The organism is Pseudomonas sp. HMSC066A08 (assembly GCF_001813025.1).
Taxonomy (GTDB): domain Bacteria; phylum Pseudomonadota; class Gammaproteobacteria; order Pseudomonadales; family Pseudomonadaceae; genus Pseudomonas; species Pseudomonas aeruginosa.
In genome coordinates this window covers 84,357-109,085 of record NZ_KV811305.1, presented here as the reverse complement: position 1 = coordinate 109,085, position 24,729 = coordinate 84,357, and the positions used below count along the sequence as shown (strand labels likewise).

The window sequence follows — 24,729 nt, the reverse complement described above, 5'->3', positions numbered from 1 at the left end:
CCGGCCGGCGCCTGGGTGATGCCGCCGGTCCAGGCGGGAATGCTGCCGGCGGCGTTGCCGGCCTTCTCCGCGCCCAGCGGGGTGAGGCTCGACTTCAGTTGCGCCGCCTCGCCGGCGGAAACGCCGGCCAGCGCGCCGCCGCTGCCCAGTGCCAGCGCCAGGGAAGCGCCGATCAGCAGGTGCTTGTTCAACATGAGGGTTCTCCGTGTGAGGTGCCGGGCGCTCGCGGCGCCCGTGTCGTTATCGGTTCGGTCAGAAGGAGTACTTGACGGTCAGGCCGATGTTGTCGCGGTCGCGGATGTTGTTGTTCTGTCCGCCGCCGTAGAACTCGGTGTACTGCAGTTCGCCTTCCAGGCTGTTCAGGTAGGTGGCCTTGATCCCCAGGGTGTAGGCCTTGCGACCTTCGATGAAGTTGCCGGTCTGGTAGGAGTTGCCTTCGAAGTCGTCCTTGTAGACCACGTAGGGCGACACGTTGACCCCGGCGAACACGTCGTTCCAGGTGCCGCTGAGCAGCAGGGTGTAGCCGTAGGCGTTGCGGTTCACCTGGTCGCCACGGTCGCCGCCGGAAACGTACGAGTTGTTGCCGCGCCCGGCGTAGTAGCGGGTGCTGCCGTCGTAGGCGGTGTACTTCAGGCTGCTGCCGCGCAGGTGTTCCGAAGCCAGCTCGGCGACGCCTGTCAACGAGTCGAAGCTCAGCGACGGGCCGAAGTTGTAGATGGTCCCGAGGGAGGTGTTGAACGCCTCGACCCGCTCGTAGTTGTGGATCTGCCCGCCGAGGCCGACCATCTGCCCGCCGACGTTGATCTGCCCGCCGTTGGCGGCTTCCGCCGCACCGTGGGCGAGGTCGCCGATCAGGTCGTTGGTGGCGGCGATGCCGATCGGCAGGTTCGGCCGATAGGCCAGCTCGCCGAACACCGAGGCGTCTCCCACCGTGGTGTTGAAGCTGAAGCCGTACATGCGGATGTCTTCGGCGAACTCGCGGCGGGCATTGATGTTGCCCATCACGTCGGCGGTCACCAGGCCGTTGGCCAGGGCTTCGGCGAGGTTGCCGGCGATCGGCCGCAGGGTATTGGCCAGCGCCGCCAGGTCGGCCCCGGCATAGTCGCCGATGTCGGCGTACAGGGTCGGCTCCTTGGAGTGGTAGTTGACGAAGTAGAAGCCGAACTCGGTGCTGTTCAGTTCCTCGGCGATGTAGCGGAAGGCCACGCCGAACTGGCCGTCGTTGCGCGCGTTGAGGTCCTTGCCGATGGACGACACCTTCATCACGTTGCCGTAGGCCGGGGTCACGCCGTTGGCATAGAGGCCGGTGTTCTTCAGCGCGCCGCTGAGCAGCGGATTGTTGCCCAGCGCCTGGTACAGGCCGATGACGTTGCCGAAGCCGGGCACCGGGGTGTCCAGCGCGGTGCCGGTGAAGTCGCTGTAGCCGGTGTTGCCGCCGTCGGCGAACAGGTCGGTCTCGGAGAAGTAGGTGCCGACCGGGTCGAGGCGGGTTTCCTTCCAGTTCCACTGGTAGAAGGTTTCCATCGACAGGTTGTCGGTCAGGCCGATGTTGAAGCTCAGCGCTTCCACCGGCATCAGCACTTCCTTGAGCTCGGAACCGGGCAGGCGGTACTTGGCGGCGTCCACCGGGTTGGTGGTGTTGACCCCGCCGCGGTAGAAGATGCCCTCGCCCCAGTTGAATACCTGGCGGCCGAAACGCGCGCTCAGCGGCATGTTGCCGATGTCCCAGCTGCCGTAGACGTAGGCATCGAGGATTTCCACCTTGTGCCCGGCGATGTCGCGGGTCTGGCTGGTGAAACGGTCGTCGTGGGGATAGCTCTGGCTCGGCTGCGATGGATCGTTGTGGCTGTAGTAGTCGTTGCGCTTGTCCATGATCTGGGTGTCATAGAACGCCGTGCCGCGGATGAACACACCATAGTTGCGCCAGGTCGCCTCCAGGTCCGAGGTGATCTTGTAGACCTCGGAAACCAGGCCGGTATCGAAGTTGCGGTTGCCGTCGTTGGTGTTGATGTCGTTGTTGCTCTTGTCCTGCCCCTGCACCCGCCACAGGGTGCCGTAGGACAGGGTGGTATCGAGCGAACCGGACACCTCGTTGTCGAGGAAACTGAATTCGACGGCCTGGGCCTGGCCGCCCAGCAGCGGCAGCAGCCCGGCGAAGGCGAAGCCGGCCCGGGCCGGCGCGGAGCGCAGCCGGGGCTGGCGGTTGGGGATGTACATCGGGAACTCACTCCATGTGGTCATGCGTTGGGCGCCGCCACTGCGGGCGGTTCGCCGTTCGGCCGTTTCTCTGCGGCCTTGTTATGGGTGGTCGCGGCGTCACCGGCCTAGCATCGACGAAAGGGAACCGCGCGACGAGGCAGTGCAACCGGGATGCCAATTCAACGGAATCCTCCAGGCAATTCAATGGATTGCGAAAAAACAGGACTTCCTGCGGGATGACTGTTCATTCACTGACCAGAAAACAGGAAGTGTCCGACAAAACGCGCCAGGCGAATTTCGCCGGTGGCGCGAAAAGTCCCTTCGCAGAGCCTGCGCAGGGAGGTTCGCGAAACACGATTAAGCGGACTCCATCAATGGAAAACAGTGAAGCGATTCCCAGAAGTAACAAAGGGCGTTACCAGCCAGTGGCCAGTAACACCCTCTTCCGGGTGAAGCTGGCGGATCAGGCCAGGCTCTTGCTCACCACTTCGTAGACGTCGCTGGACAATTCGCCAGAGGCCAGGATGCGTTCCAGCTCGCCGCGCATCAGCGCCTGCCGCGCCTCGTCGTACTTGCGCCAGCGGGTCAGTGGCACCAGCAGGCGCGAGGCGATCTGCGGGTTGAGTGCGTTGAGCACGATCACCTGGTCGGCGAGGAAGCGATAGCCGGCGCCGTCAGGACGATGGAAGTTGACCAGGTTCTGGTTGGCGAACGCGCCGATCAGCGCGCGCACCTTGTTCGGGTTCTTCAGGGTGAAGGCCGGGTGCTGCATCAGCGCCTGGACCCGCTCCAGCCCGCCCGGCAGCGGCGAGCCGGCCTGCACGCTGAACCACTGGTCCATCACCAGCGGGTCATCCTTGAAGTAATCGGCGAACATGGCCAGGGCCTTGCCCTTCTCCGCCTCGAAGCCGGAATTGACCAGCACCGCCAGGGCGGTCAGGCGCTCGGTCATGTTGTCGCAGCCTTCGTACTGCTCCAGGCAGGCGGCGAGGATTTCCTCCCGGCCCGACAGCGACAGGTAGGACAGCGCGATGTTCTGCAGGCTGCGCCGGGCTATGTGCGAGGCCTCGGCGAGGTAGGCGGTGTCGCGGGAAATCTTGCGGTTGGCCTGGTAACGCTGCCACAGCGGCTCGAACAGCGCTTCGCCGATACGCTGGCGGGCGAATTCGCGGGCGGCATGGATCGCGTCGACATCGGCGACTTCGCTGATCTCGGTGAGATAAGCCTCGCTGGGCAGCGAGAGCATCTCGGCGACCATCGCCTGGTCCAGCGCCTCGTCCGCCAGGAGGGTGCGGTAGGCCTCGATCAGGCGCGGGTCGAGTACCAGTTGCTCGCCGCGCTGGTGCTGGCCGATCAGCTCCTGCAGGACCTGCACCGAGAGCTGTTGGCCGGCCTCCCAGCGGTTGAAGCCGTCGCTGTCGTGCTGCATGAGGAACAGCAACTGGTCGCGGCTGTAGGGGAAGCTCAGTTTCACCGGCGCGGAGAAGCCGCGCAGCAGCGATGGCAGCGGCTGCTCCGGCACCTCGACGAAGACGAAGCGCTGCTCGGCCTCGGTCACCGCCAGCACGCGGTTGCCGCCCTGGGCCGCGGCCTCGCCCTCCAGGCGCAGCGGAAGTTCGTTGCCCTGGCCATCGAGCAGGCCCAGTTCCAGCGGGATGACGAAGGGTTCCTTGCTCGGCTGGCCGGGAGTCGGCGGGCAGCTCTGGCGCACCGTCAGGGTGTAGCGGCGGGCGGCGGCGTCGTACTCGCCTTCCACCGCCAGGCGCGGAGTGCCGGACTGGCTGTACCAGCGCTTGAACTGGGTCAGGTCGACGCCATTGGCGTCTTCCATGGCCTTGACGAAATCGTCGCAGGTCACCGCCTGGCCGTCGTGGCGCTGGAAGTACAGGTCCGAGCCCTTGCGGAAGCCTTCGGCGCCGAGCAGGGTGTGGATCATCCGCACCACTTCCGAGCCCTTCTCGTAGACGGTCAGGGTGTAGAAGTTGGAAATCTCGATGAACGAGTCGGGGCGCACCGGATGCGCCATCGGCCCGGCGTCCTCGGCGAACTGGTTGGTGCGCAGGAAGGCGACGTCCTCGACGCGCTTGACCGTGCGCGAGTTCATGTCGGCGGAGAACTCCGAGTCGCGGAATACGGTGAAGCCTTCCTTGAGCGACAGCTGGAACCAGTCGCGGCAGGTCACCCGGTTGCCCGACCAGTTGTGGAAATACTCATGCGCCACCACGCCCTCGACCCGCTGGTGGGCGGCGTCGGTGGCGGTTTCGGCGCGGGCCAGGACGCAACTGGAGTTGAAGATGTTGAGGCCCTTGTTCTCCATCGCGCCCATGTTGAAGTCGTTGACCGCGACGATCATGAAGATGTCCAGGTCGTACTCGCGGCCGTAGACCTCCTCGTCCCAGCGCATCGACTTCTTCAGGCTGTCCATGGCGTGCTGGACCTTGTCGATGTTCTCCGGCTCGACGTAGATGCGCAGCGCCACGTCGCGCTGGCTCATGGTGCGGAAGCTGTCCTCGACGCACCAGAGGTCGCCGGCGACCAGGGCGAACAGGTAGGCCGGCTTCCTGAACGGGTCTTCCCAGGTCGCCCAGTGCCGGCCGTTGCCTTCGGAACCGCTGGCCACCGGGTTGCCGTTGGAGAGCAGCACCGGGTAGCGCTGCTGTTCGGCGCTGACGGTGGTGGTGAAGCGACTCATCACGTCGGGACGGTCGAGGTAATAGGTGATCTTGCGGAAACCCTCGGCCTCGCACTGGGTGCAGAACATCTTGCCGGACTTGTACAGGCCTTCCAGCGCGGTGTTGCTCTCCGGATGGATACGCACCGTGCTCCTGAGGACGAACTCGGCCTGCCGCGGTTGCACCGCGAGCTGCTCGTCGTCCAGCTGGTAGTCCTCCGCGCCGAGCGCCTGGCCGTCCAGTTCAAGCGCCAGCAGCTCCAGTTGCTGCCCATGCAGCAGCAGCGGCGGCAGGCCGGCGCCGCGCTCGGGGTTGCGCCGCAGCTTCAGCTCGGCGTGTACCAGGCTGTGGTCTTCGAACAGTTCGAACTTCAGGTGGGTCTCGTCGATCAGGTAGTCCGGCGCCTGATAGTCCTTGAGGTGGATGACTTTCGGTTGCTCGGTGCGCATGGCTTGTGGCCCTTCTACTCAGTGATGCACGGCGATCTGGTAGGCCGTGTATTTGCGAATGTTGATCACCCCGGTGTCGAGGATCAGGTACTGGCCCTTGATACCGCGAAGCGTGCCTTCGACGATAGGCGTTTTTTCCAGGTCGAGGCTGGCGACCTTGCTCGGATAGGCCTCGACCGGGTAGGCGATCTCGAGCGGATCGAGGTCGGTAACCGGTTGGATCGCCTGCAGGCCGAAACGTTGCTGCAATTCGCGCAGGCCGTCGGCGCACTGGTCGAACAACTGCTCGCGGACTGCCGCCAGGTCGACCGGCTCGGCTTCGCCCTTGAGCATGGCCCGCCAATTGGTGCGGTCGGCGACCTGGCTGCGCAGCAGGTCTTCCACCAGGCCGGACTGCTGGCGGGTGGCCACGCGCAGGATCGGCAGCGCCTGGCGCGCGCCCTGGTCGATCCAGCGGGTGGGAATCTGGCTGGCGCGGGTGATGCCGACCTTCACCCCGGAGGAGTTGGCCAGGTACACCACGTGATCGGTCATGCAGAACCGCTCGCCCCACTCCGGTTCACGGCAGGTGCCCTGCTCGTAGTGGCACTTCTCCGGGCTGACGATGCAACTGTCGCACTGCGCCAGCCGGGTGAAGCAGGGATAGCAATAGCCCTGGCTGAAACTCTTCTTCGTCTTGCGGCCGCAATGGGTGCAGAAGATGCTGCCGAGGTACTCCAGGCGCAGCGGCCGGCCGATCAGCGGGTTCACCGCGACTTCGCGGTCGTCGAGGCGGAAGGCGTATTGCACGGGCGCATTGCTTTCCAGGCGCGCCGTCATCTTGCTCAGCGCGCCGCGGGCGATTTCTTCCATCAGTGCACGGAGTCCGACTTGAACAGGATGTTCGGGATCGGCTCGTCGGAATGCGAGGAGCAGTGCTGCGGGCCCATGTAGCCGGTGCGCTCCTCCTCGGGGAGGTTCTGCAGCTCCCAGGCGATCACCGCCTGCAGGCAGAGTTCCTTCTGCTCCTGGGTCAGCTTGCGGCCGTCCGGCCACTTGCCGATCTCGATGGCCAGCTTGAGGTTCTGGTAGATCTCTGGAGTGATGTTCTCGATCGCTTGGTTGAAGGACGACATGGCCGGCTCCGGTGAAAAGGCGTACCGGCCATTCTACCGGGCCGGGGCCGGCGGCGCACATCGAAGCTGCCGCAGCCCCTCGCTCAACGGCGACGCCGCGCCAGCAGGCCGCCCAGCAAACCGCTGAGGCAACCGGCCAGCAGCCCGCCAACGTGCGCGCCGTTGGCGATGGAGCCGAAGCCGAGCAGGTCGATCACCCCGGACAGGCACACCAGCAGCCAGATCAGCATCATCGCCACGACGCCCCTGGGCAGGCGATAGGCCTGGTTCGGCGCCAGGTACTGGAAGATCCAGCAGTGCCCGAGCAGGCCATAGAGCACCCCGGACAACCCGCCGAACAGGCTGGCGCCGCTCACCGCGTACTGCACCACGTTGGACACCAGGCCGAACAGCAGGGTCAGGCCGAGCAGCATCGGGCGGCCCTGGCGGAATTCGATGCGCCGGCCCAGCTCCCAGAACCACATGGCGTTCATCGCCAGGTGCAGCCAGCCGAAGTGGATCAGCATCGGCGTGAACAGCCGCCACCATTGACCCGCCGCCAGGCTCTCGGCCAACGGCGTGAACAGCGCGTACTGGCCCTGGATACGGAAGTCCTGGAAGGTCAGCCAGCGCATCGTCGCGAAGTTGTCGCCAAGGTAGGTGACGGCGGCGACGACGAAGGTCAGCAGCAACACCGCGGCGGTCATCGGGCTCATCCGCAGTTGCCGGACGAAACCCTGTCCCGCCGGTCGCGGCGCGGCCTCCAGGGTCGCCTGCGGATCGCCTTCGGGATAACGCCGGTACAACTCGCGGACCTGCTCGGCGAGCCGCTCGTCGGGCACCCAGAGGACCTGCTGGCCGGATTCCTCGCTGACCCGGTGCGGCACGTTCAGACGCCGCAGCAGGCCGACGAAGCCGGCCAGGTCGACCGACAGGGGAAACTTCAGGACCTGCACCGCGCTCACTCGTCAGCCTCCGGCCGCTTCACTTCGACCCAGACGAACTTGTGCCGGTCCAGGCGGGTTTCCTCATCCAGGCGGTAGGCCGCCAGCTTGCCGTACATCACCGCGCTGTAGTCCAGGCAGGCCAGGTTCGGCCGGATCGGCGCCGGCGTGCCGCGTCGCCAGTAGTGGCCGACGAACAACAGCGGTTCGTCGGAGCCATAGGTCAGCAGGCTGGACTTCTGCTCCTCGCTGAGCGGCTCACGGGCGATCGCTTCGGGCAACGCGTCGGGCTGGAAGACGATATCGCCGTAGGTGCGCGGCGCCTCGTCCTCGACCCAGAACTTGGTGCGGAAGAAGGCGCGCGTATAGCCATCGCTGCTGGTCAGGGTGGCGCCGTGCGGCAGGCGCATGTCGGTGCCGCGCAGCAGGCGGTTGCAGGCCAGGTCGGCGAAGCTGCCGGGCTCCGCCGACTCCTGCAGGAAGGCTTCGCTGATCCGCCCGTCGGGGAACTGCCGGCGCAGGGTCGCGATCAGCTCGCCATCCCAGCAGGCATGGACCATGCGGAAGCGCCCGGCATCGAGGAACAGCGGCAGTTGCTGGAACCAGCCGAGGAAGTCGCGCCAGTCGGCATCGTGGCCCTCGAACTGCTCGAGGGTCTCCTTGATCAGCCGGGCATGCCGCGGCGTATGCTCGCGGACGTACTGGCGGCCGCTGCCGGGCGCCGCCGGGGTGCTCCAGCCGAGCGCGTTGAATTCGTGGTTGCCCATGATGCACAGCGCCTCGCCGGCGTCGACCATCGCGTGCACCCGGTGCAGGGCCTCGCGGATGCGCGGGCCGCGGTCGACGATGTCGCCGAGGAACAGCGCCTGGCGCCGCGGATGGCGCCAGACGCCGCCCTGCAGGCGGTAGCCGAGCAGGTCGAGGAGGCGGTCCAGGGTATGCGCGCAGCCGTGGACATCGCCGATCAGGTCGTAGCCACGTCCGGGGTCGAGTTGCATCAGTCGCCTCCGCCCAGGCGGCTGCCCCAGCCGAGCTTGGTCCGGCAGATCTCGTAGTAGTTGTGGTCGATGGGGTGGATCAGGCGCAGCTTCTGCGGCTTCTTGCTGATCGTCACGGTATCGCCGGGGGCGCAGGTGAAATGGTTCTGCCCGTCGCAGGAGACCTGCGGGTAGATCTGCATGTTCGGCGACACGACGATCTTCAGCTCGCTGTTGCCGTCCACCACGATCGGGCGGCTGGAAAGCATGTGCGGGTACATCGGCACGATGACGATGGCATCCAGCTTCGGATGCATGATCGGACCACCGGCGGACAGCGCGTAGGCGGTGGAGCCGGTGGGCGTGGCGACGATCAGGCCGTCGGCCTTCTGGCTGCAAACGAACTGGCCGTCGATATACAGCTCGAACTCGATCATCCGGGTCGACTTGCCCGGGTGCAGGACCACGTCGTTGAGCGCATCGCCCTGCCCCATCGAGTCGATACCGCGACGCACCTGGGCATCGAGGAGGAAGCGGCTCTCGACGATGTATTGGCCGTCCAGCACCTCGCCGACCTTGGCCTCCAGTTCATCCGGGCGGATGTCGGTGAGGAAGCCCAGGCTGCCGCGGTTGATCCCCAGCACCGGCACCTTGTGCCGGGCCAGCGCGCGGGCCGCGCCGAGCATGCTGCCATCGCCGCCGACCACCACCACCAGGTCGCAGATCTCGCCCATGATCTTCCGCGAGCAGGTCTGCAGGCCGTGTCCGGGCAGGACTTCGGCGATGGTGTCCTCGAGGATCACATGCAGGTGGCGATCGATCAGGAATTTCTTCAGCCGGCGGATAGTGTCCAGCACCTGGGTGCTGCCGAGGCGGCCGATGATGCCGATATTGCGAAAGGGTTCCATGCGGTTCCTGCGAAAAGCTGGCGGGCGGGATAGAGCGGATTATGGGCGAAAGCCGCGGACAGCGGCAAACCCGCGCATGTGCGGGAAATCGCCGCGAACGGCGCAACCCGGCTAACCTCTGGGTATGACGCTGCTGACCGAACTGCTCGACGAATTGCGCCAACCGGCCGTCCGCGACCTGGCCTGGACCCTGCTCGCCCCGCCGTTGCTGTGCCGGACCCCGGAGCCGCAGCGCCATCCGCTCGCCGCCAGCCGCTGGCGCCAGGAGCCGGAGCGCCTGGCCGCCTGGTTGCGCGAACAGGAGCGACAGCCGCAGCACCTCGCCGCCTGGCTCGCGCAATGGCCACGGCAGCGTCTCGGCCTGTACTACGAACATCTCTGGCAATTCGCCCTGGAACAGGCCCCGGACGTGCGCCTGATCGCCGCCAACCTGCCGGTGCGCGACGGCGGGCATACCCTTGGCGAGCTCGACCTGCTGCTGCGGGACGACGACGGCATCCACCACCTGGAACTGGCGATCAAACTCTACCTGGGGCCCCAGTCCGGCCCCGGCGACTGGCTCGGGCCCGGCGGCCAGGACCGCCTGTCGCGCAAGCTGGAACACCTCTGCCGACACCAGTTGCCGCTGGCGGCGACCCGCGAGGGTCGCCAGGTGCTGGCCGCCCATGGCGCCGAGTCGGCCGTTTCCGCATTGTGGCTGAGCGGCTACCTGTTCCATCCCTGGCCCGGGCCGGGCAGCCTGCCCGCCGACATCGAGCCACGGCATCTGCGTGGCCGCTGGCTCCGCCAGCGCGACTGGCCGGCGTACCTGGCCAGCCTGGCCGGACCGCAGGCCGGGCAGCATTGGCTGCATCTGTCGCGCGAGCACTGGCTGGCGCCGGCCATGCGGCGGCAGGACCCGCTCGACCCACCGCGCGACGGCGCCTGCTGGAACATCGCCTTCGCCGGCGAGGCACGTCCGCAAATGCTGGTAAGGGTGGTGCCGCGCGACGGCTACTGGGTAGAGGCCGAGCGCCTGTTCCTGGCCAGCGACGACTGGCCGCCGGGGCTCAGCCTGTGGGGTAGCGCGCGCCAGGCCGCGGATGCCTGATCAGAGCAACGCCAGCAAACGCTCCTGCAATGCCCGGCGGCCCTGCAGGCCTCCGCTGTGCAGCGCCACCAGCCGGCTGCCGCGAGCCACCGCGCCGCTCTCCACGGCCTCGCGCAGGGCGAGCAGTAGCTTGCCGGTGTACAGCGGTTCGAGGGCGACGCCGCTGGCCGTCTCGAACTCGACGATGAACCGCGCCAACCCCCCATCGAGGCGGGCGAAACCGCCACGACTGGCATCCAGCAGGCGATAGCCGGCATCGGCCCAGCCCGCCTCGGCAAGGGTCGCCGCGACCTGGGCGGCGACGCCGTGGTCCTCCGGCACCGCCAGCGCGCCCACCACGGGATGCCGCCCGGCCTCGCCGAGCACCAGGCCGGCCAGTGTCGTACCGGTACCGGCGGCCACCCAGATCGCGTCGTAATCGTCCCAGCCGAGCGTCGGCAACTGGGTCGCTATGCGCTCCACCAGCCCGATGCAACCGCGCGCGCCCAGCAGCCCGCCACCGCCTTCGGCGACCGGCAGCAACCCTGGGTATCGTTCCCGCCAGGGAAGCCAGAAGCCGGCGACATGCCGCTGGCGATAGCCGCCGTAGCCGAGCCAGTGCAGTTCCATGCCGAGACTGCGCAGGTCGCGCACCGTCGGCGTATCGGCTTCATGTCCGCGCAACAGGCCGACGCAACGGAAACCGAAACGCGCGCCGGCGCCGGCCAGCGCGTGCAGGTGGTTGGAATGGGCGCCGCCGAGGCTGATCAGTCCGTCCAGCCCCTGCTCGCGGGCCAGCGCCAGGTGTGGCGCGAGCTTGAACCCCTTGTTGCCGGAGATCAGCGGATCGGCCTGGTCCAGGCGCAGCAGCGCCAGTTCGACCCCGGCCCGTTGCAGCCAGTCGAGTTCGAGACGCTGCAAGGGTGTATGCGGTGACCAGTGGGGAAACGGCAAGGAGTCAGCTCACGGTGCGCAGGCGCCCGGTGGTCTTGTGCCGGGCGCAGCAGTTGGTGTCGCCGGCGACGAAGCGCGCCGGGTTGTCGACCCGGTCGAGCGGCAGGTTGCAACGTTCGCCGCCAGGCAGCAGCGCCTCGCAGCGCGGCTGCTGGAAGTGGTCCAGCCACTGACGGTACTGGCTCTCGGAGACGAAGCACTTGGCCGCCGCGTAGGCCAGCGGATTGTCCTGGTAACGCGGGATGTCCTGCAAGGGGATGGTCAGGTGCCCGGCGCCGGGATGGTAGGCGACGAATACCACGCCCTGGCCGGATAGACGCTCCAGCAGTTGCTCCGGCCCCTGGGCGGCCAGACGGTCGCGCTCGGCGCGCAGCTCGGCCAGTTCCTGCTCCAGTTGCTGGTCCAGCTCATTGCGGTAGGCCAGTTCGACGTCGCGGATCGAGACCTGCTCCTTGTAGCCGGCCACCGCCGCCGCCACCCGGGCCTCCAGTTCGTCGGCGAACTCCGAGCGCAGCAGGTCGGTCTCGTTGCGCCCCTGGTTCTCGATGAAACGCAGTTGCCGGGTCAGTTCCTCGCGGTTGCGCTGGAACTGCTCGCCCTGCTCCAGCAGACGCTGCTGCAACTCGGCGTTCTCCCGCGCCTGGCGCTCCAGGGCCTGCTGCAGGCTGAGCACTTCGCTGCGCAGGATGTCCAGTTGCCCGCGGGCGTCCTGTTCGCGCCTGGCCAGTTCCTCTTCGTGCTGCCGGGCGAGCCCGGCCAGGCGCTGCTCCTGCTGCCGGGCCAGGGCGGCGAGCTGTTGCCGCTGCTGCTTGACCAGTTGCGCCAGGCGCGCCGTCTGCTCGTCCTCCTGCTTGCGCGGAGGCTCCGCGGGCGGCGCCTTCGCTGCGGCGGGACCGGCGGCGTACCATTGTTCTTCGGCGGCCATCTGCAGCCGCTGCGGCTCCACCGCGGCAGGCTCTTCGTCCACCAGCAGGCCCAGCTGGTTGCGCCTGAGCGCGTCGCGGATGAGCACGAAATGGTTGCGTCCGGCGCTGCTCTCCGGGTCCCAGAGGTGCATCTGGTGCCAGGACACCGGGCACTGGCTGCGACAGGCCAGGCGGATCGGCCCGCCGCCCATGTCGGGGCCGCGTCCGGCGCGTTCGGCGAGGTTGCGCAGAGGCAGGTTCCAGCCGGTGTCGGCGCCGCCCTGCTCGTCGAAATCGAGATAGAAGAACACCGCCGCCCGCGCCTGCAGGCGCGGATTGATCAACACATAGGCCAGGTGCATCTGCCGGTCGGCGTATTCCGGCATGCGTACCAGGCCATCGAGCAGCGCCTCGAATTCGGGATACAGCATTTCCTTGCAGACGCCGCTGTCGTTGAAGAACAGCACGGCCTCCGCCATCTGTGGCTTTTTCTGCATGCTCATCGCTAACCCTCGAACGCCTGGCGAGGCGGCCCGCATCCGGCAGTACCCATCTGGCATGTCACCTGAAAAACAGGCGCTATCTCGTTGTTCGGGCAAGTCTAGGGGAAAAAATGTCGCGGGCAATGTGACTGGGTTGGCAGACACCCGGGCGATGCCGGACGGCCCGCCGAGCGGTAGGGGAAATTGTGAAGCGGTCGGGTTTTGAGCGGACGGAGATCACCGTGGCAGAGCGCCACCGTTCACCGAACCGGTGCGCAGCGCCCCGCCGCGCCGACGAGCGCGGACAGGGGCGATACGCAGAACCTGTGCGAGCTGGAGAAAAGCCGTTTTCAACGCAGTTTCTCCGCTACGCAACAGATCGCGGAAAGGTTCTCAGAGTTCGGCGGCCAGGCGCGAACCCTGGTTGATGGCGCGCTTGGCATCCAGCTCGGCGGCGACGTCGGCGCCACCGATCAGGTGCACGCTCTGGCCGGCCGCCAGCAGGCCGTCCTGCAACTCGCGCAGCGGGTCCTGGCCGGCGCAGACGATCACGGTATCCACCGGCAGCACCTGCGGCTCGCCCTCGGCGACACGGATATGCAGGCCGGCGTCGTCGATCCCGAGATACTCCACGGCATTCACCATCTGCACCTGCTTGTTCTTCAGGCCGGCGCGATGGATCCAGCCGGTGGTCTTGCCGAGGCCGTCGCCGACCTTGCTCTTCTTGCGTTGCAGGAGAAACACCTGGCGCGCCGCCGGATGCACCTCGGCCTTGACCCCGGCGATGCCGCCGCGGGCCTCCAGGCGGGTATCGATCCCCCACTCCTTCCAGAACGCCTCGCGCTCCAGGCTGGTGGACGGACCGGCATGGGTGATGAATTCGGAGACGTCGAAGCCGATGCCGCCGGCGCCGATCACCGCCACCTTGCCACCCACCGGCTTGCGCTCGAGGATCGCATCCAGGTAGCTGATCACCTTCGGATGCTCGATACCGGGGATCGCCGGCGTGCGCGGAACGATGCCGGTGGCGAGGACGATCTCGTCATAACCGCCCGCGACCAGGTCGTCCACGTCGACCCGGCGGTTCAGGTGCAGTTCGACACCGGTGCTCTCCAGCTTGTTGCGGAAGTAGCGCAGGGTCTCGTGGAACTCTTCCTTGCCGGGAACCCGCTTGGCCACGTTGAACTGCCCGCCGATCTCGCCGGCGGCGTCGAACAGGCTGACCCGGTGCCCACGCTCGGCGGCCACGGTGGCGGCGGCCAGGCCGGCCGGACCGGCGCCGACCACGGCGATCTTCTTCGGCCTGGTGGTGGGGATGTAGTTCAGCTCGGTTTCGTGGCAGGCGCGCGGGTTGACCAGGCAACTGGTCAGCTTGCCGCCGAAGGTGTGGTCGAGGCAGGCCTGGTTGCAGCCGATACAGGTGTTGATCCGTTCGGCGTGGCCGGCGGCGGCCTTGTTGACGAAATCCGGGTCGGCGAGGAACGGCCGGGCCATGGAGACCATGTCGGCATCGCCCTCGGCCAGGACCTTCTCCGCCACCTCGGGAGTGTTGATGCGGTTGGTGGTGATCAGCGGGATGCCGACCTCGCCGCGCAGCTTGGCGGTGACCTTGGTGAAGGCCGCGCGCGGCACCTTGGTGGCGATGGTCGGGATACGCGCCTCGTGCCAACCGATGCCGGTATTGATCAGGGTCGCGCCGGCCTTCTCGACGGCCTTCGCCAGCAGCACGATCTCGTCCCAGCTGCTGCCGCCCTCGACCAGGTCGAGCATGGACAGGCGATAGATGATGATGAAGTTCGGCCCCACCGCCTCGCGCACCCGGCGGACGATCTCCACCGGCAGGCGCATGCGGTTCTCGTAGCTGCCGCCCCAGCGGTCGGTGCGCTGGTTGGTGTGCCGCACGAGGAACTGGTTGATGAAGTAGCCTTCCGATCCCATGATCTCGACGCCGTCGTAGCCGGCGACCTGGGCCAGGCTGGCGCAGTTGACGAAGTCGGCGATCTGCTTCTCGATGCCTTCCTCGTCGAGTTCCTTGGGCTTGAACGGATTGATCGGCGCCTGGATCGCGCTCGGCGCCACCTGCTTCGGGCTGTAGGCGTAGCGGCCGGCATGCAGGATCTGCATGCAGATCTTGCCACCCGCCTCATGCACCGCCTGGGTCACGATCCTGTGCTTCTCCGCCTCTTCCGGCGTGCTCAGCTTGGCCGCGCCGGAATACACGCCGCCCTCCTCGTTCGGGCCGATGCCGCCGGTGACCATCAGGCCGACGCCACCGCGGGCGCGTTCGGCGAAGTACGCCGCCATGCGCTCGAAGCCCTGCGGCTTCTCTTCCAGGCCGGTGTGCATGGACCCCATCAGGGTGCGGTTGCGCAGGGTGGTGAAGCCGAGGTCCAGCGGGGCGAGCAGGTGCGGATAGGGAACGGCGGCGGTCATCGGGGGTCTCCACATCGGGCGAAACGCGTTCACGGATATGCCGCGGCCTCGGGCGCAATGCGCGGGACGGGCAGCGGTCGGTATGGCGACGACTCTAAGGAGCGCCACCGGAGCGCTCAATGATCCTAAATGACAAGTTACTGATCGGAATGCACAGGGATGCTTGGCAAGCCGACGCCACTCCCCTACCCTGTGGGCTGCCTTGGAGACCCGCATGCGCAAGCTGATCTTCCTGATCCTGATCACCCTCTTCGCCGCCTACGCCGGCTGGGCCGAACGCCGCCCGGTAGGCCACTACCTGTCCGACCTGCGCAGCCAGGTCAGCGTGGTCCAGGGCCAGCCCGGCGAGCGCGGCAACCTGCTGGCGGTCCAGCCGGAACTGTTCACGCCGGACTACCAGAGCGCCGAACGGTTGCAGCTGAAATTCCACGCCTACCTGGAAAATGCCCGCCGCCAGGGCCTGCTCAACGAGCGCACGGTGGTGGTGTTCCCCGAGCATGTCGGCACCTGGCTGGTGGCCAGCGGCGAGAAGCCCGAGGTCTATGCCGCCGCCGACTGGCCCACGGCGATGGACTGGATGGCCGCGAGCAACCCGCTGAAGGTGGCGCGCGGCTGGATCACCGCGCGCGGCGAACAGCGTCTCACCGACACCCTGTTCCGGATGAAGGCGGTGGACATGGCCCACGACTACCAGACCCTGTTCGGCGGGCTCGCCCATGATTTCAAGGTGACGGTGGTCGCCGGCTCCATCGTCCTGCCCGACCCCGAGGTCGAGGACGGCGAGCTGCGTCCCGGCACCGGCCAGCTGTACAACGTCAGCCTGACCTTCGGTCCCGACGGCCGGCCGCTCGGCCAGCCGCAACGCAAGGTGTTCCCGACCCGCCACGAACTGAGCTACCTCAACAACGGTCGCGGCGAGCGCCTGCAGGTGCTGGATACGCCGGCGGGACGCCTGGGCGTGCTGATCGGCACCGACAGCTGGTACCCGGACACCTACGCCACCCTGGTCGAACAGCGCGTCGAACTGCTGGCGATCCCCGCCGCCCTGAACCAGAGCGGTCGCTGGCAGCAGCCCTGGCCCGGCTTCGATGCCGAGCTGGTTCCCGGCGACGTGCGCCTGGCGCCGAACAGCCTGAGCAACGCCGAGGCCTGGCAGCGCCTGGCGGTCGGCGAGCGCCTGCTGGCCAGCGGTGCGCGCGGCGCCGCCGTAGCCTTCGCCCATAGCCGCCTGTGGAACGTCACCGAAGACGGCCAGAGCCTGCTCGGCTCGGCGCAGGGCATGCGCCAGGCCAATCCCGGCGGCGGTGCGCAACTGGTCAATCTCTGGCTATGAGCGCGCCCCGGGTTCGCCTCGGCGACCTCTCGGTCGGCTTCGTCCAGGCGCTGGCCGATGCCCTGCTCGCCGCCGGCGTCGAGCCCGCGCCGCTGCTCGAACAGTACGGGCTCGACCAGCGGCGCCTGGCCGAACCCGGGGCGCGCCTGTCGATCCCCCGCTACATGCGTCTCGGCCACGCTGCCATCCAGCTCAGCGGCGACCCCGCCCTTGGCCTGCAGATGGGCCGCCTGAGCCGTCTCGGACAGATGGGCCTGGCCGGCGTCAGCGTCGCCCAGGCGCCCAACCTGCGCGCCGCCGCGCGGGCGATGATTCATCTGGAACCGCTTTACGCGCAGAACTACCGGGGCCAGTCGAGCCTGGTGGAAGACGCCGGCGGCGCCTGGCTGCGCTTCTATTCGATCAGCCCCTACAACGCCTACAACCGCTTCGTCGTCGATTCGGTGCTGGCGGGCTGGATCAGCCATCTCGGCGCCCTGGCAAGGCAGCCGTTGAAAGCGGAGCGAGTGGAGATCGAATATCCAGCGCCGCCTTGGGCCGAGCGCTACGAGGCATTCTTCGGCTGCCCGGTGGAATTCGGCGCGCCGACCAACCAGTTGCGCCTGAGCCAGGCCAGCCTGGCCCTGGCGAACGCAGAGCACTGTCCGAGCACCTGGAACCAGATGCTGGAACTCTGCAATCGCGAACTGGAGCAGTTGACCCGCACCCGCAGTTGGCGCGAGCGCGTCAGCCGCCTGCTGGGGCCGATGCTCAATGGCCGCGAGCCGGACCTCGAGGAAATCGCCGCGCGCCTCAAGTTGCCGACCTGGACCCTGCGGCGCAAGCTGGCCGAGGAAGGCACGCAGTTCCGCAGCATCCTCAACGACACCCGCCGCGACCTGGCGATGGTCTACATCCGCGAGACCGACCTGGCTTTCGGCGAAATCGCCTACCTGCTCGGCTTCGCCTCGGCGGAAGCCTTCCAGCGCGCCTTCAAGCGCTGGAGCGGGCAGACGCCCGGCGAATTCCGCCGCGCCCAGCGACAGAGCGCCTGATCACATCTCGGTGGCGTCGTCCGCCGGCTCCGGCAGGTCGCATTCGGCGGCATGCTGCTCCAGCAGTTCTTCCTGGTAGTCGTCCATCGCGGATCACCTTTCGTTCGTCTGTGTCTTACAGCTGTAGACGAGGAAGATGACAGCGGGATTACCGCGCGCGGACCGACGGAGCAGGAAATCCGGCAAACAAGGAGAAAACGGAAGACGCAGGGGACGACGGAAACGAAGAAAGCGGCCAATGGCCGCTTTCTTCGTGGCTCACCCCGCCTCGGCGTGGTGAAGATGTATGGCGCAGCGGACGGGACTCGAACCCGCGACCCCCGGCGTGACAGGCCGGTATTCTAACCGACTGAACTACCGCTGCGCGTCGGCTGGGCAAGATGCCCGGTAAAGCGACTTCCACTCGTTGCAGCCAGGCTGCCCGCCTTCTAGCGGAAGACGGCGAGTTCGGGGTGGTGAACTCGGGAGGGGAAGTGAATGGCGCAGCGGACGGGACTCGAACCCGCGACCCCCGGCGTGACAGGCCGGTATTCTAACCGACTGAACTACCGCTGCGCGTAACTTGCGAGATTGGTGGGTGATGACGGGATCGAACCGCCGACCCTCTGCTTGTAAGGCAGATGCTCTCCCAGCTGAGCTAATCACCCTTCACTCTCGAAGTGGGGCGCATTCTACCGACCGAAAAACCTAAGTCAATGCCCTGATTGAATTTTTTTTGAAATTTCGGTGATCGCCTGTCGCCACGGTCGGCGCCGGGGCCCATGCCGGCCCCAGCCACGGGCCGCTCACTCGACCCGCAGGCTCAGGCGCGCCGAGACCCGGCCGTCGACCTGGCGGTCCAGGCCGGCCTCCGCCACCTGCACGCCCTGCCCGTTCAACTGCTCCAGCCAGGGCAGCAGCTTGGCGAATGGCGCCGGCTGCAGGGCCACCTGCACGGCGCCCTCGCCTTCGTTGTCGAGGCGCTCGACACTCAGTCCGGCCTGGGCCGCCGAAGCCGTGACCATGCCCTGCAGCGCCGCCGGGTCGATCTGCGCCTGCGGCGCCGCGGCATCGGCCTGGCGCACGTTGGGCGCCTGCTGCTGGATGTAGGCATGCAGCGCGCGCTGTTCGGTGAAGTACTGCCGCGCCGACTGCAAATGGCGCTCGGCCGGGCGCCACAGCGCCAGGTAGAGCACCACCAGCAGGAGGAACGCGCCGAGCCAGAGCAGCGCCAGGCGGTCCCGCGCCGGCAGCCCGCGCCAGCGGATCGCCAGCTGCGAGGTTTCCGCCTGGGCCCTGAGGCGCTCGTGGAATTGCGTCATCACCTTCATCTCAACCTCCTATCACCAGGCGCGCACTGACCGTCGAGCCATCGCGGCTGGCCGAGCCCAGTTGCACCGCCAGCCCGGACTCGCTGAGACGCGAACGCAGCCGTTCCAGCACGTCGAAACCGGGAGCCCGCACCTGAAGGGCGACGTCACCGCGAGCGGCGCTGAAGTCCAATTGCTCGACGCTCACCGTCGGTTCGCCGCCGATCACCGTGGCGGCCTGGCCAAGCAGGCCGAGCAACTGGCCCTCGCCACCGCTGCTGGCGCTGTCGGCCAGGTGCTGGTCGAACTGCGCGCGCAGGTTGATCAGCTTGCGGTCCTCGGGAAACAGCTGGCGGTAGAGTTCTGCGCTCTGCGCCGCGTAGCGGTCGCCTTCGCGCTGCAACTGCCAGGCCTGGACCAGGGTGAAGCCCCATTGCAACACCAGCCACAGCCCGACCAACCCCAGCAGCGGCCGCCAGCGGCGCCACTGGCTGCTCTGCTGGCGCGCGGCGAACTCGGCCTGGGCCAGGTCGGTGCCCAGCGGCTGCTCGCTCAGCCAGACGTGCGGATTGCCCGCCAGGGGCTGGACTGCCACCCCTTCCGGGGGCGCCACCTCCTGCGCGGCGAAGGCCCGCTGCGGCGGCGGGCAACTGTCGCGCAGTACCGGCCAATCCTCGCTGCCGCAGGCCAGGCGTACGGCGCCGCTGCCGCCGAGCAGCCAGCGCTCTTCCAGCCAGAACAGGCAACTGCCCTCGCCCGGCAGGCAATCGGCATCGACATGCAGCGAAGCCGGCGCCTTGCCCGCGCCCTCGGCCAGAGCCAGCCAGGCGGCGAGCCAGGTGCGCTGCACGGCGAATACCCGGTGGCGGCCGTCGGCCAGCGCCGGACCAAGGGCAAGGTGCATCTGCTCGACATCGTCGGCCAGTTGTTCCTCCACCGCGAACGGCAGCGACTGGCGCAACCAGCGCGCCTTCTGCGTAGGCAGGTTCACCGCGCAGGCGGTCACCGCCTCCACCGGCAGGTACAGCCGCCAGGGCGCGCGAATCTCCGCCAGCGCCTGGGCGAACGGCGCGCGCCGGCACTCGCCGTCCTGCACCCACCATACCGCCAGTTCCCCATCGGCCCCCGCCGTACCGGCGGGCGGCAGGAACAGCGCACTCACTCCACTCATCGCTCGTCCTTCTTCCAATCGTCGCCGCCCGTCGACGGGATGGGCAGGCCGCCCTGTCCCATATCGCGGGCCATCACGCGTATCTTGCCGTCCTTGCCCCGCTGCAAGGTACTCACCAGCACCTGCCGGCGGTCGCCCAGGCTGACCTCGCTGATCACCTGGAAGTAGCGGGTGCCGACGGCAAAGTTGACGTTACTCGCCTTTGATCCCAACTCGTTCAGGTGCTTACTGAACTCAGTCTTCTCCTGGAAGCCTTCTCGCCCACGAGCCGCCACGATGTTTTCCGCCTGTCCCGGATCGATCTCGAACATGGCGGCCAGCACCGGCACGCTGGCGGTGTTCACGTTCAGCGGCGCATCTTCGGGCAAGGCGCTGACGAACGGCAGCAGGCGTCGATAGTCGGCTTCCGACAATTTCAGCAGGCGCAGCTCGGACACGTCCTTGAAACTGCGGTTGGCGGCGCGGTAGGCCGGCGCCTCCAGCAGGTACTGGTTGTCCTCGGCGCCTTGTTCGCCCTGCGGATTCTGGTCGGCGTCGAGCCAGTCGGCCAGCCGGTCCGGCAAGCCTTGGACGATCTCTTCCTTCATGCCCAGGGTGGCCAGCAGGCGACGGAACTGCTTCACCGAATCCGGCTTGACCTTGCGCTTGCGCACCAGTCCGTTGAGGTTGAAACGCCCGCTGGGGTCCTCGATCCGCACCCGCAGCTCGCCGCCGTCGTCCAGCTTGAACGGCGTCATCGGTCGCGCCCAGGCCTCGCCCAGGTGGTCCACCGGCTCGCGGGTATTCTCGCCGCCCTGGCGCAGGTCGCGGCGCAGCACCGCTTCCGCCAGGCGTTCGCCGCCCAGCGCATAGTGCCAGGCCTGGCGCACGTGCAATTGGTTGGCGCTGCTGCGTATCGCCAACTGCTGGCGGATGATCAGCCCGGCGCAGACGATGGTCACCACCGCCACCACCAGCAGCACGGTGATCAGCGCGACGCCGTTCTGCCCGCGCCTCATTCCGGCGCCCCCGGCATGCCTTCCGGCGGCTGCGGCACTCCGCCCTCGCCGTTCTCGCCATTCTCGCCGCCCGGCTGGCCCTGCGGCTGGTCCTGCTTGAGCGGCGCATCGAGCAGACGCCAGACGCGCACCAGCTTGCCATAGTGGCGGTGCTCCAGGGTCATCTCCACCGCCAGCGGCAGGCTTTCCAGGCGCTCCTCCTCGCTGCCTTCGTCGGTCGGCCAGTGGCCCTGCCAGTTGTGCTCCTTGTCGAGGAAGCGCCAGCTCAGCGCGGTAACCCCGTCCAGCACCTGCTGCACCCGTGGCTTGCTGTCCTGGGCGCGGTCCAGAACCAGCCAGTAGCGGCGTTCGAGGGTCTCCCCGGACAGCGACCAGCGCACCCGCTGCAGGCGCGAGCGCGCCTGGCCGAGCGGGTTGCGCCAGCCGCCACGGGTGAATTCGACGATCCGGTCGTTCTCGCCCTCGCTGAGGAAGGCGCCACGGTTATCGCCCAGTTCGTCGCGTACCGGACGCTCGACCGCCTGGGTCAGGTCGCGCTCCAGCGCGCCCATCGCCCGCACCAGCTCGCGCATACGCTGCTCCTGCACGCGAGTCGCCTGGTCGGTCTGCATCACGCTGTCGAACATGCGGTAGGTGGCCAGGGCCAGCAGGGCGAAAATGGCGATGGCGATCAGCAGCTCGAGCAGGGTGAAGCCCCGCTGTAGCCTCATGGCTGGCTCCCGAGGAAACCGACGAGGCGCGCCGCGGCGCGCTCCTCGATGCTGCCACGCTCGCGGCCGAGGGGCTTCGCCGCGACCCAGACGATCACCCGCCGCATATCCTGCTCGGCGGTGCTGTCGACCTGGGTGCGCCACTCCCAGCGACGCCCGGCGAACTCCAATTCACCCTGGTTGCGGCCACTGGAGGGCGGCGTCTGTTCCAGTTGCAATTCGTTGAGACGGTTGTCGGCGATCCACATCGCCAGGGTCTTGTCTTCCAGCCGCGAGGCGTTCTGCAGGCTGCGCGCGCTGGCACTGAGCACGCTGGCCGCGACCATGGCGAAGATCGCCAGGGCCACCAGCACTTCCAGCAGGGTGAAACCGCGCGCACGCTTCATCGCCGCGCCACCTCGACCCGTGGCAGGCGGAAACCGTCGCTGCTCAGCGACAACGCCCGCCCCTCGGGTCCGCGCTCGGCCAGGCGCAGGCGGAACGGGCTGAGTTCGCCACTGGAGAGGATCAGCAATTGCGGCTGGTCGGTACCTTTCTTCTGCTCCTTCTCACCCTTGCTGCCGGCCAGCACCAGCGGCTGGCCGTCCAGCTCGAAGGTCAGCTCCGCCCACTCCGGCAGGCGGTGGCTGTCGCGCGCCAACGGCAACCAGCGCGCCTTCGCTTCGTCGTAGCGCAGTACCTGGTAGGCATCGCGCTCCAGGCGCAGGCCGTACTCGCGGTTGTCCAGCACGGCCTCGTCGGTCAGCACGCCGATCAGCCCGGCGAGCCGCTCGGCCTCGCTGTCCAGCTCCCGCGAGGTGCTGGCGAAGCCGGTGCTGAGCACCGCCAGGCCGATCAGTACGCTGATGATGACCATCACCACCATCAGCTCGATGAGGGTGAAGCCGCGCGAAGCCCGCATGTCCGGTCAGTTGTCCCAGTTACCGATGTCGGCGTCGTTGTCGCTGCCACCTTCCTTGCCGTCGGCGCCCAGCGAATACAGGTCGAACGGGCCCTTGGTGCCCGGCGCCAGGTACTGGTAGGGATTGCCCCACGGATCGACCGGCAGCTTCTTCAGGTAGCCGTCCTTGTTCCAGTTCTTCGGCTGCGGATTGCCGGTGGGCTTCTTCACCAGCGCCTCGAGGCCCTGCTGGGTGCTCGGATAGGCGAAGTTGTCCAGCTTGTACATGTCCAGCGCGGCAGCGATGGCCTTGATGTCGCCCTTGGCCACGGTGACCTTGGCCTGGTCGGGACGGCTCATCACCTGCGGCACAACCAGGGCGGCGAGGATACCGAGGATGACCACCACGACCATGATTTCGATCAGGGTGAAGCCCGACTGTTGGCGACGCTGCAATGGGCGGCTCTGATTCACGCGATTACCCCACGAGTTGGTTGAGAGAAAGGATCGGAAGAAGAATGGCAAGGACGATGACCAGCACCACCGCGCCCATGAATATCAGCATGAACGGTTCGAACAGGCCGACCATCAGGCCGATCTGCGCCGCCAGGTCGTTCTCCTGGTTGCGCGCGGTGCGCGCCAGCATCTGGTCCAGCTCGCCGGAGCGCTCGCCGCTGGCGATCATGTGCAGCATCATCGGCGGGAACTGCCCGGTGGCTTCCAGCGAGCGGGTCAGGCTGGCGCCCTCGCGGACCTTCTGCGCGGCCTTGACCACTTCGTTGCGGATGATCCGGTTGGCGATCACCTCGGCGGCGATCGCCAGCGCCTCCACCAGCGGCACGCCGCTGCGGGTGAGGATCGCCAGGGTCGAGGCGAAGCGCGCGGTGTCGGTGGAACGCACCAGTCGACCGACCAGCGGCACGCGCAGCAGGAAGCCATGCCAGCGCTCGCGAAAGGCATCCTTGCGCAGCGCGTAGCGGAAGCCGATCACGCCGCCGATCGCCGCAACGAAGGCCAGCGCGCCCCAGGCCTTGACCCAGTCACTGACGCCGATCAGCACACGGGTCAACAGCGGCAGGGTCTGCCCGCTGTCGATGAACACCCGGACCACGTCGGGCACCACGTAGCCCAGCAGAAAGCCGACGATGGCCAGCGAAGCGACCATCAGGATCACCGGATAGAGCAGCGCCAGCTGGATCTTCTGCCGCGACTGCTGGCGCTGCTCGGTGTAGTCGGCAAGTTGCTCCAGCACCGGGCCGAGGTGCCCGGCATGCTCGCCGGCAGCCACCGTCGCCCGGTACAGCTCGGGAAAGGCGGTGGGAAACTCGCGCAGGCTGCCGGCCAGGCTATGGCCTTCGAGGACCTTGGCGCGCACCGCGAGAAGCATCGACTGGATGCGCTGCGAGGTGGACTGCGCCGCCGCGGCGCGCAGCGCCTCCTCGATCGGCAACGCGGCCTGGACCAGGGTCGCCAGTTGCCGGGTCACCAATGCCAGGTCGCGCGCGGACAGTCCGCGGGCGAACGTCAGGCGCCCGCCCTGCCCGCTCTGCTCACGGGTACGGGTGGGCTTCACGTCGAGCGGCGCCAATTGGCGCTCGCGCAGCAACTGGCGGACCTGGCGCGCGCTGTCCGCCTCCAGCACGCCCTTCTGCTGGCGACCGCTGGGGTCGAGGGCGAGGTATTCGAAGGCGGCCATTATTCTTCCCGGGTCACGCGCAGGACTTCCTCGACCGTGGTGACGCCTTCCAGCACCTTGCGCCGACCGTCGTCGCGGATGCTCGGTCCGCTGGTGCGGGCATGCCGGGTCATTTCCTGCTCGGAGGATTCGTTGTGGATCAGCGAGCGCATGTGGTCGTCGAACACCACCAGTTCATAGATACCGGTACGTCCGCGATAGCCATGCTGGTGGCACTCGCCGCAGCCGCGGGCGCGATGCAGGGTCGGCGGCGCGGCGGGATCGACGCCGAGCAGCGCGCACTCGGCCTCGTCGGCGCGGTAGGGCTCCTTGCACGCCGGGCAGAGCACCCGCACCAGGCGCTGGGCCAGCACGCCAAGCATGGAGGAGGACAGCAGGAACGGCTCGATGCCCATGTCTACCAGGCGGGTGATCGCGCCGATGGCGCTGTTGGTGTGCAGGGTCGAGAGCACCAGGTGGCCGGTCAGCGAAGCCTGCACCGCGATCTCGGCGGTCTCCCGGTCGCGGATCTCGCCGACCATCACCACGTCCG

At 67.7% G+C, this 24,729-nt stretch carries 21 protein-coding genes, 3 tRNA genes and 2 pseudogenes; 3 read left to right on the top strand and 23 right to left on the bottom strand.

Features of this window, described 5'->3' with window-relative positions:
• The 8 genes and pseudogenes from HMPREF2886_RS16785 to HMPREF2886_RS16750 form a co-directional block, all read right to left on the bottom strand.
• Positions 1–194, bottom strand: a pseudogene (locus tag HMPREF2886_RS16785) (DUF1329 domain-containing protein); the annotation flags it as partial.
• A gap of 58 nt (positions 195–252) precedes the next feature.
• Positions 253–2,217, bottom strand: coding sequence for a DUF1302 domain-containing protein (locus HMPREF2886_RS16780; RefSeq protein ID WP_033968114.1), 1,965 nt, complete (start codon positions 2,215–2,217; stop codon positions 253–255).
• A gap of 445 nt (positions 2,218–2,662) precedes the next feature.
• The gene (gene pepN, locus HMPREF2886_RS16775; protein ID WP_070747874.1) at positions 2,663–5,320 is read right to left on the bottom strand and encodes an aminopeptidase N; all 2,658 of its coding nucleotides are present in this window, start codon (positions 5,318–5,320) and stop codon (positions 2,663–2,665) included.
• An 18-nt stretch (positions 5,321–5,338) separates the two neighbouring features.
• On the bottom strand, positions 5,339–6,172 hold the full coding sequence (locus HMPREF2886_RS16770) for a DUF2797 domain-containing protein (RefSeq protein WP_033968116.1): 834 nt from the start codon (positions 6,170–6,172) through the stop codon (positions 5,339–5,341).
• Positions 6,172–6,435, bottom strand: coding sequence for a YeaC family protein (locus HMPREF2886_RS16765; protein WP_003104989.1), 264 nt, complete (start codon positions 6,433–6,435; stop codon positions 6,172–6,174). Before HMPREF2886_RS16765 ends, HMPREF2886_RS16770 begins: the two co-directional genes overlap by 1 nt.
• Before the next feature lie 83 nt (positions 6,436–6,518).
• Positions 6,519–7,379 (bottom strand): rhomboid family intramembrane serine protease, encoded by an 861-nt coding sequence (locus HMPREF2886_RS16760; RefSeq protein WP_033968117.1) that lies wholly within the window; start codon positions 7,377–7,379, stop codon positions 6,519–6,521.
• Positions 7,376–8,356 carry a metallophosphoesterase gene (locus tag HMPREF2886_RS16755; protein WP_058179053.1) on the bottom strand — a complete coding sequence of 327 codons (981 nt, stop codon included), beginning with the start codon at positions 8,354–8,356 and terminating at the stop codon, positions 7,376–7,378. Before HMPREF2886_RS16755 ends, HMPREF2886_RS16760 begins: the two co-directional genes overlap by 4 nt.
• Entirely contained in the window at positions 8,356–9,243 is an 888-nt protein-coding gene (locus HMPREF2886_RS16750) for an NAD(+) kinase (RefSeq protein ID WP_003091343.1), read from the bottom strand. The genes HMPREF2886_RS16755 and HMPREF2886_RS16750 overlap by 1 nt, the downstream gene beginning before the upstream one ends.
• A gap of 124 nt (positions 9,244–9,367) precedes the next feature.
• On the opposite strand from HMPREF2886_RS16750, the gene HMPREF2886_RS16745 reads away from it, so the two are divergent.
• Positions 9,368–10,333 (top strand): DUF1853 family protein, encoded by a 966-nt coding sequence (locus HMPREF2886_RS16745; RefSeq protein ID WP_057388377.1) that lies wholly within the window; start codon positions 9,368–9,370, stop codon positions 10,331–10,333.
• Here the strand turns inward: HMPREF2886_RS16745 and HMPREF2886_RS16740 are convergent, their stop codons facing one another.
• The 3 genes from HMPREF2886_RS16740 to HMPREF2886_RS16730 all read right to left on the bottom strand — a co-directional run bounded on the left by HMPREF2886_RS16740 (position 10,334) and on the right by HMPREF2886_RS16730 (position 15,086).
• On the bottom strand, positions 10,334–11,233 hold the full coding sequence (locus tag HMPREF2886_RS16740; RefSeq protein ID WP_049239344.1) for a 1-aminocyclopropane-1-carboxylate deaminase/D-cysteine desulfhydrase: 900 nt from the start codon (positions 11,231–11,233) through the stop codon (positions 10,334–10,336).
• Positions 11,234–11,270: 37 nt separating this feature from the next.
• Positions 11,271–12,710, bottom strand: coding sequence for a chromosome partitioning protein ParA (locus HMPREF2886_RS16735; RefSeq protein WP_073648889.1), 1,440 nt, complete (start codon positions 12,708–12,710; stop codon positions 11,271–11,273).
• Positions 12,711–13,046: 336 nt separating this feature from the next.
• Positions 13,047–15,086 (bottom strand): NADPH-dependent 2,4-dienoyl-CoA reductase, encoded by a 2,040-nt coding sequence (locus HMPREF2886_RS16730; protein WP_033975889.1) that lies wholly within the window; start codon positions 15,084–15,086, stop codon positions 13,047–13,049.
• A 214-nt stretch (positions 15,087–15,300) separates the two neighbouring features.
• Between HMPREF2886_RS16730 and HMPREF2886_RS16725 the strand changes: the two genes are divergently transcribed.
• Positions 15,301–16,419 (top strand): carbon-nitrogen hydrolase family protein, encoded by a 1,119-nt coding sequence (locus HMPREF2886_RS16725; protein ID WP_033968123.1) that lies wholly within the window; start codon positions 15,301–15,303, stop codon positions 16,417–16,419.
• On the top strand, positions 16,416–17,453 hold the full coding sequence (locus tag HMPREF2886_RS16720) for an AraC family transcriptional regulator (RefSeq protein WP_012613883.1): 1,038 nt from the start codon (positions 16,416–16,418) through the stop codon (positions 17,451–17,453). The genes HMPREF2886_RS16725 and HMPREF2886_RS16720 overlap by 4 nt, the downstream gene beginning before the upstream one ends.
• Before the next feature lie 287 nt (positions 17,454–17,740).
• Here the strand turns inward: HMPREF2886_RS16720 and HMPREF2886_RS16715 are convergent.
• The 12 genes and pseudogenes from HMPREF2886_RS16715 to xcpR all read right to left on the bottom strand — a co-directional run.
• Positions 17,741–17,817: transfer RNA gene (locus HMPREF2886_RS16715), tRNA-Asp, on the bottom strand.
• A gap of 114 nt (positions 17,818–17,931) precedes the next feature.
• Positions 17,932–18,008, bottom strand: a tRNA-Asp gene (locus HMPREF2886_RS16710).
• Between the two features lie 16 nt (positions 18,009–18,024).
• Positions 18,025–18,100, bottom strand: a tRNA-Val gene (locus tag HMPREF2886_RS16705).
• A 138-nt stretch (positions 18,101–18,238) separates the two neighbouring features.
• Positions 18,239–18,763 carry a GspM family type II secretion system protein XcpZ gene (xcpZ, locus tag HMPREF2886_RS16700; protein ID WP_003091369.1) on the bottom strand — a complete coding sequence of 175 codons (525 nt, stop codon included), beginning with the start codon at positions 18,761–18,763 and terminating at the stop codon, positions 18,239–18,241.
• Position 18,764: 1 nt separating this feature from the next.
• On the bottom strand, positions 18,765–19,913 hold the full coding sequence (gene xcpY, locus HMPREF2886_RS16695; protein ID WP_033968124.1) for a GspL family type II secretion system protein XcpY: 1,149 nt from the start codon (positions 19,911–19,913) through the stop codon (positions 18,765–18,767).
• A complete protein-coding gene (gene xcpX / locus HMPREF2886_RS16690) occupies positions 19,910–20,911 on the bottom strand; it encodes a GspK family T2SS minor pseudopilin variant XcpX (protein ID WP_003119753.1) in 1,002 nt (333 codons plus the stop codon). The genes xcpY and xcpX overlap by 4 nt, the downstream gene beginning before the upstream one ends.
• Positions 20,908–21,621 carry a GspJ family T2SS minor pseudopilin variant XcpW gene (gene xcpW / locus HMPREF2886_RS16685; protein WP_033975884.1) on the bottom strand — a complete coding sequence of 238 codons (714 nt, stop codon included), beginning with the start codon at positions 21,619–21,621 and terminating at the stop codon, positions 20,908–20,910. Before xcpW ends, xcpX begins: the two co-directional genes overlap by 4 nt.
• Positions 21,618–22,007, bottom strand: a complete 390-nt coding sequence (gene xcpV, locus HMPREF2886_RS16680) for a GspI family T2SS minor pseudopilin variant XcpV (protein WP_003103528.1) — start codon at positions 22,005–22,007, stop codon at positions 21,618–21,620. The genes xcpW and xcpV overlap by 4 nt, the downstream gene beginning before the upstream one ends.
• Positions 22,004–22,522 carry a GspH family T2SS minor pseudopilin variant XcpU gene (xcpU, locus tag HMPREF2886_RS16675; RefSeq protein WP_039028300.1) on the bottom strand — a complete coding sequence of 173 codons (519 nt, stop codon included), beginning with the start codon at positions 22,520–22,522 and terminating at the stop codon, positions 22,004–22,006. The genes xcpV and xcpU overlap by 4 nt, the downstream gene beginning before the upstream one ends.
• A 6-nt stretch (positions 22,523–22,528) precedes the next feature.
• Entirely contained in the window at positions 22,529–22,975 is a 447-nt protein-coding gene (xcpT, locus tag HMPREF2886_RS16670; RefSeq protein ID WP_003119751.1) for a GspG family T2SS major pseudopilin variant XcpT, read from the bottom strand.
• Positions 22,976–22,979: 4 nt separating this feature from the next.
• Entirely contained in the window at positions 22,980–24,197 is a 1,218-nt protein-coding gene (gene xcpS / locus HMPREF2886_RS16665; protein WP_003091376.1) for a GspF family T2SS innner membrane protein variant XcpS, read from the bottom strand.
• Positions 24,197–24,729: pseudogene (gene xcpR / locus HMPREF2886_RS16660) on the bottom strand (GspE family T2SS ATPase variant XcpR); the annotation flags it as partial. The pseudogene xcpR and the gene xcpS, both read right to left, overlap by 1 nt.

Coding starts and splice junctions, on each gene's coding strand:
- HMPREF2886_RS16780 (WP_033968114.1), bottom strand. CDS start 2,217: ATGTACATCCCCAACCGCCAGCCCCGGCTGCGCTCCGCGCCGGCCCGG.
- pepN (WP_070747874.1), bottom strand. CDS start 5,320: ATGCGCACCGAGCAACCGAAAGTCATCCACCTCAAGGACTATCAGGCG.
- HMPREF2886_RS16770 (WP_033968116.1), bottom strand. CDS start 6,172: ATGGAAGAAATCGCCCGCGGCGCGCTGAGCAAGATGACGGCGCGCCTG.
- HMPREF2886_RS16765 (WP_003104989.1), bottom strand. CDS start 6,435: ATGTCGTCCTTCAACCAAGCGATCGAGAACATCACTCCAGAGATCTAC.
- HMPREF2886_RS16755 (WP_058179053.1), bottom strand. CDS start 8,356: ATGCAACTCGACCCCGGACGTGGCTACGACCTGATCGGCGATGTCCAC.
- HMPREF2886_RS16750 (WP_003091343.1), bottom strand. CDS start 9,243: ATGGAACCCTTTCGCAATATCGGCATCATCGGCCGCCTCGGCAGCACC.
- HMPREF2886_RS16745 (WP_057388377.1), top strand. CDS start 9,368: ATGACGCTGCTGACCGAACTGCTCGACGAATTGCGCCAACCGGCCGTC.
- HMPREF2886_RS16735 (WP_073648889.1), bottom strand. CDS start 12,710: ATGCGGGCCGCCTCGCCAGGCGTTCGAGGGTTAGCGATGAGCATGCAG.
- HMPREF2886_RS16730 (WP_033975889.1), bottom strand. CDS start 15,086: ATGACCGCCGCCGTTCCCTATCCGCACCTGCTCGCCCCGCTGGACCTC.
- HMPREF2886_RS16725 (WP_033968123.1), top strand. CDS start 15,301: ATGCGCAAGCTGATCTTCCTGATCCTGATCACCCTCTTCGCCGCCTAC.
- HMPREF2886_RS16720 (WP_012613883.1), top strand. CDS start 16,416: ATGAGCGCGCCCCGGGTTCGCCTCGGCGACCTCTCGGTCGGCTTCGTC.
- xcpZ (WP_003091369.1), bottom strand. CDS start 18,763: ATGAAGGTGATGACGCAATTCCACGAGCGCCTCAGGGCCCAGGCGGAA.
- xcpY (WP_033968124.1), bottom strand. CDS start 19,913: ATGAGTGGAGTGAGTGCGCTGTTCCTGCCGCCCGCCGGTACGGCGGGG.
- xcpX (WP_003119753.1), bottom strand. CDS start 20,911: ATGAGGCGCGGGCAGAACGGCGTCGCGCTGATCACCGTGCTGCTGGTG.
- xcpW (WP_033975884.1), bottom strand. CDS start 21,621: ATGAGGCTACAGCGGGGCTTCACCCTGCTCGAGCTGCTGATCGCCATC.
- xcpV (WP_003103528.1), bottom strand. CDS start 22,007: ATGAAGCGTGCGCGCGGTTTCACCCTGCTGGAAGTGCTGGTGGCCCTG.
- xcpU (WP_039028300.1), bottom strand. CDS start 22,522: ATGCGGGCTTCGCGCGGCTTCACCCTCATCGAGCTGATGGTGGTGATG.
- xcpS (WP_003091376.1), bottom strand. CDS start 24,197: ATGGCCGCCTTCGAATACCTCGCCCTCGACCCCAGCGGTCGCCAGCAG.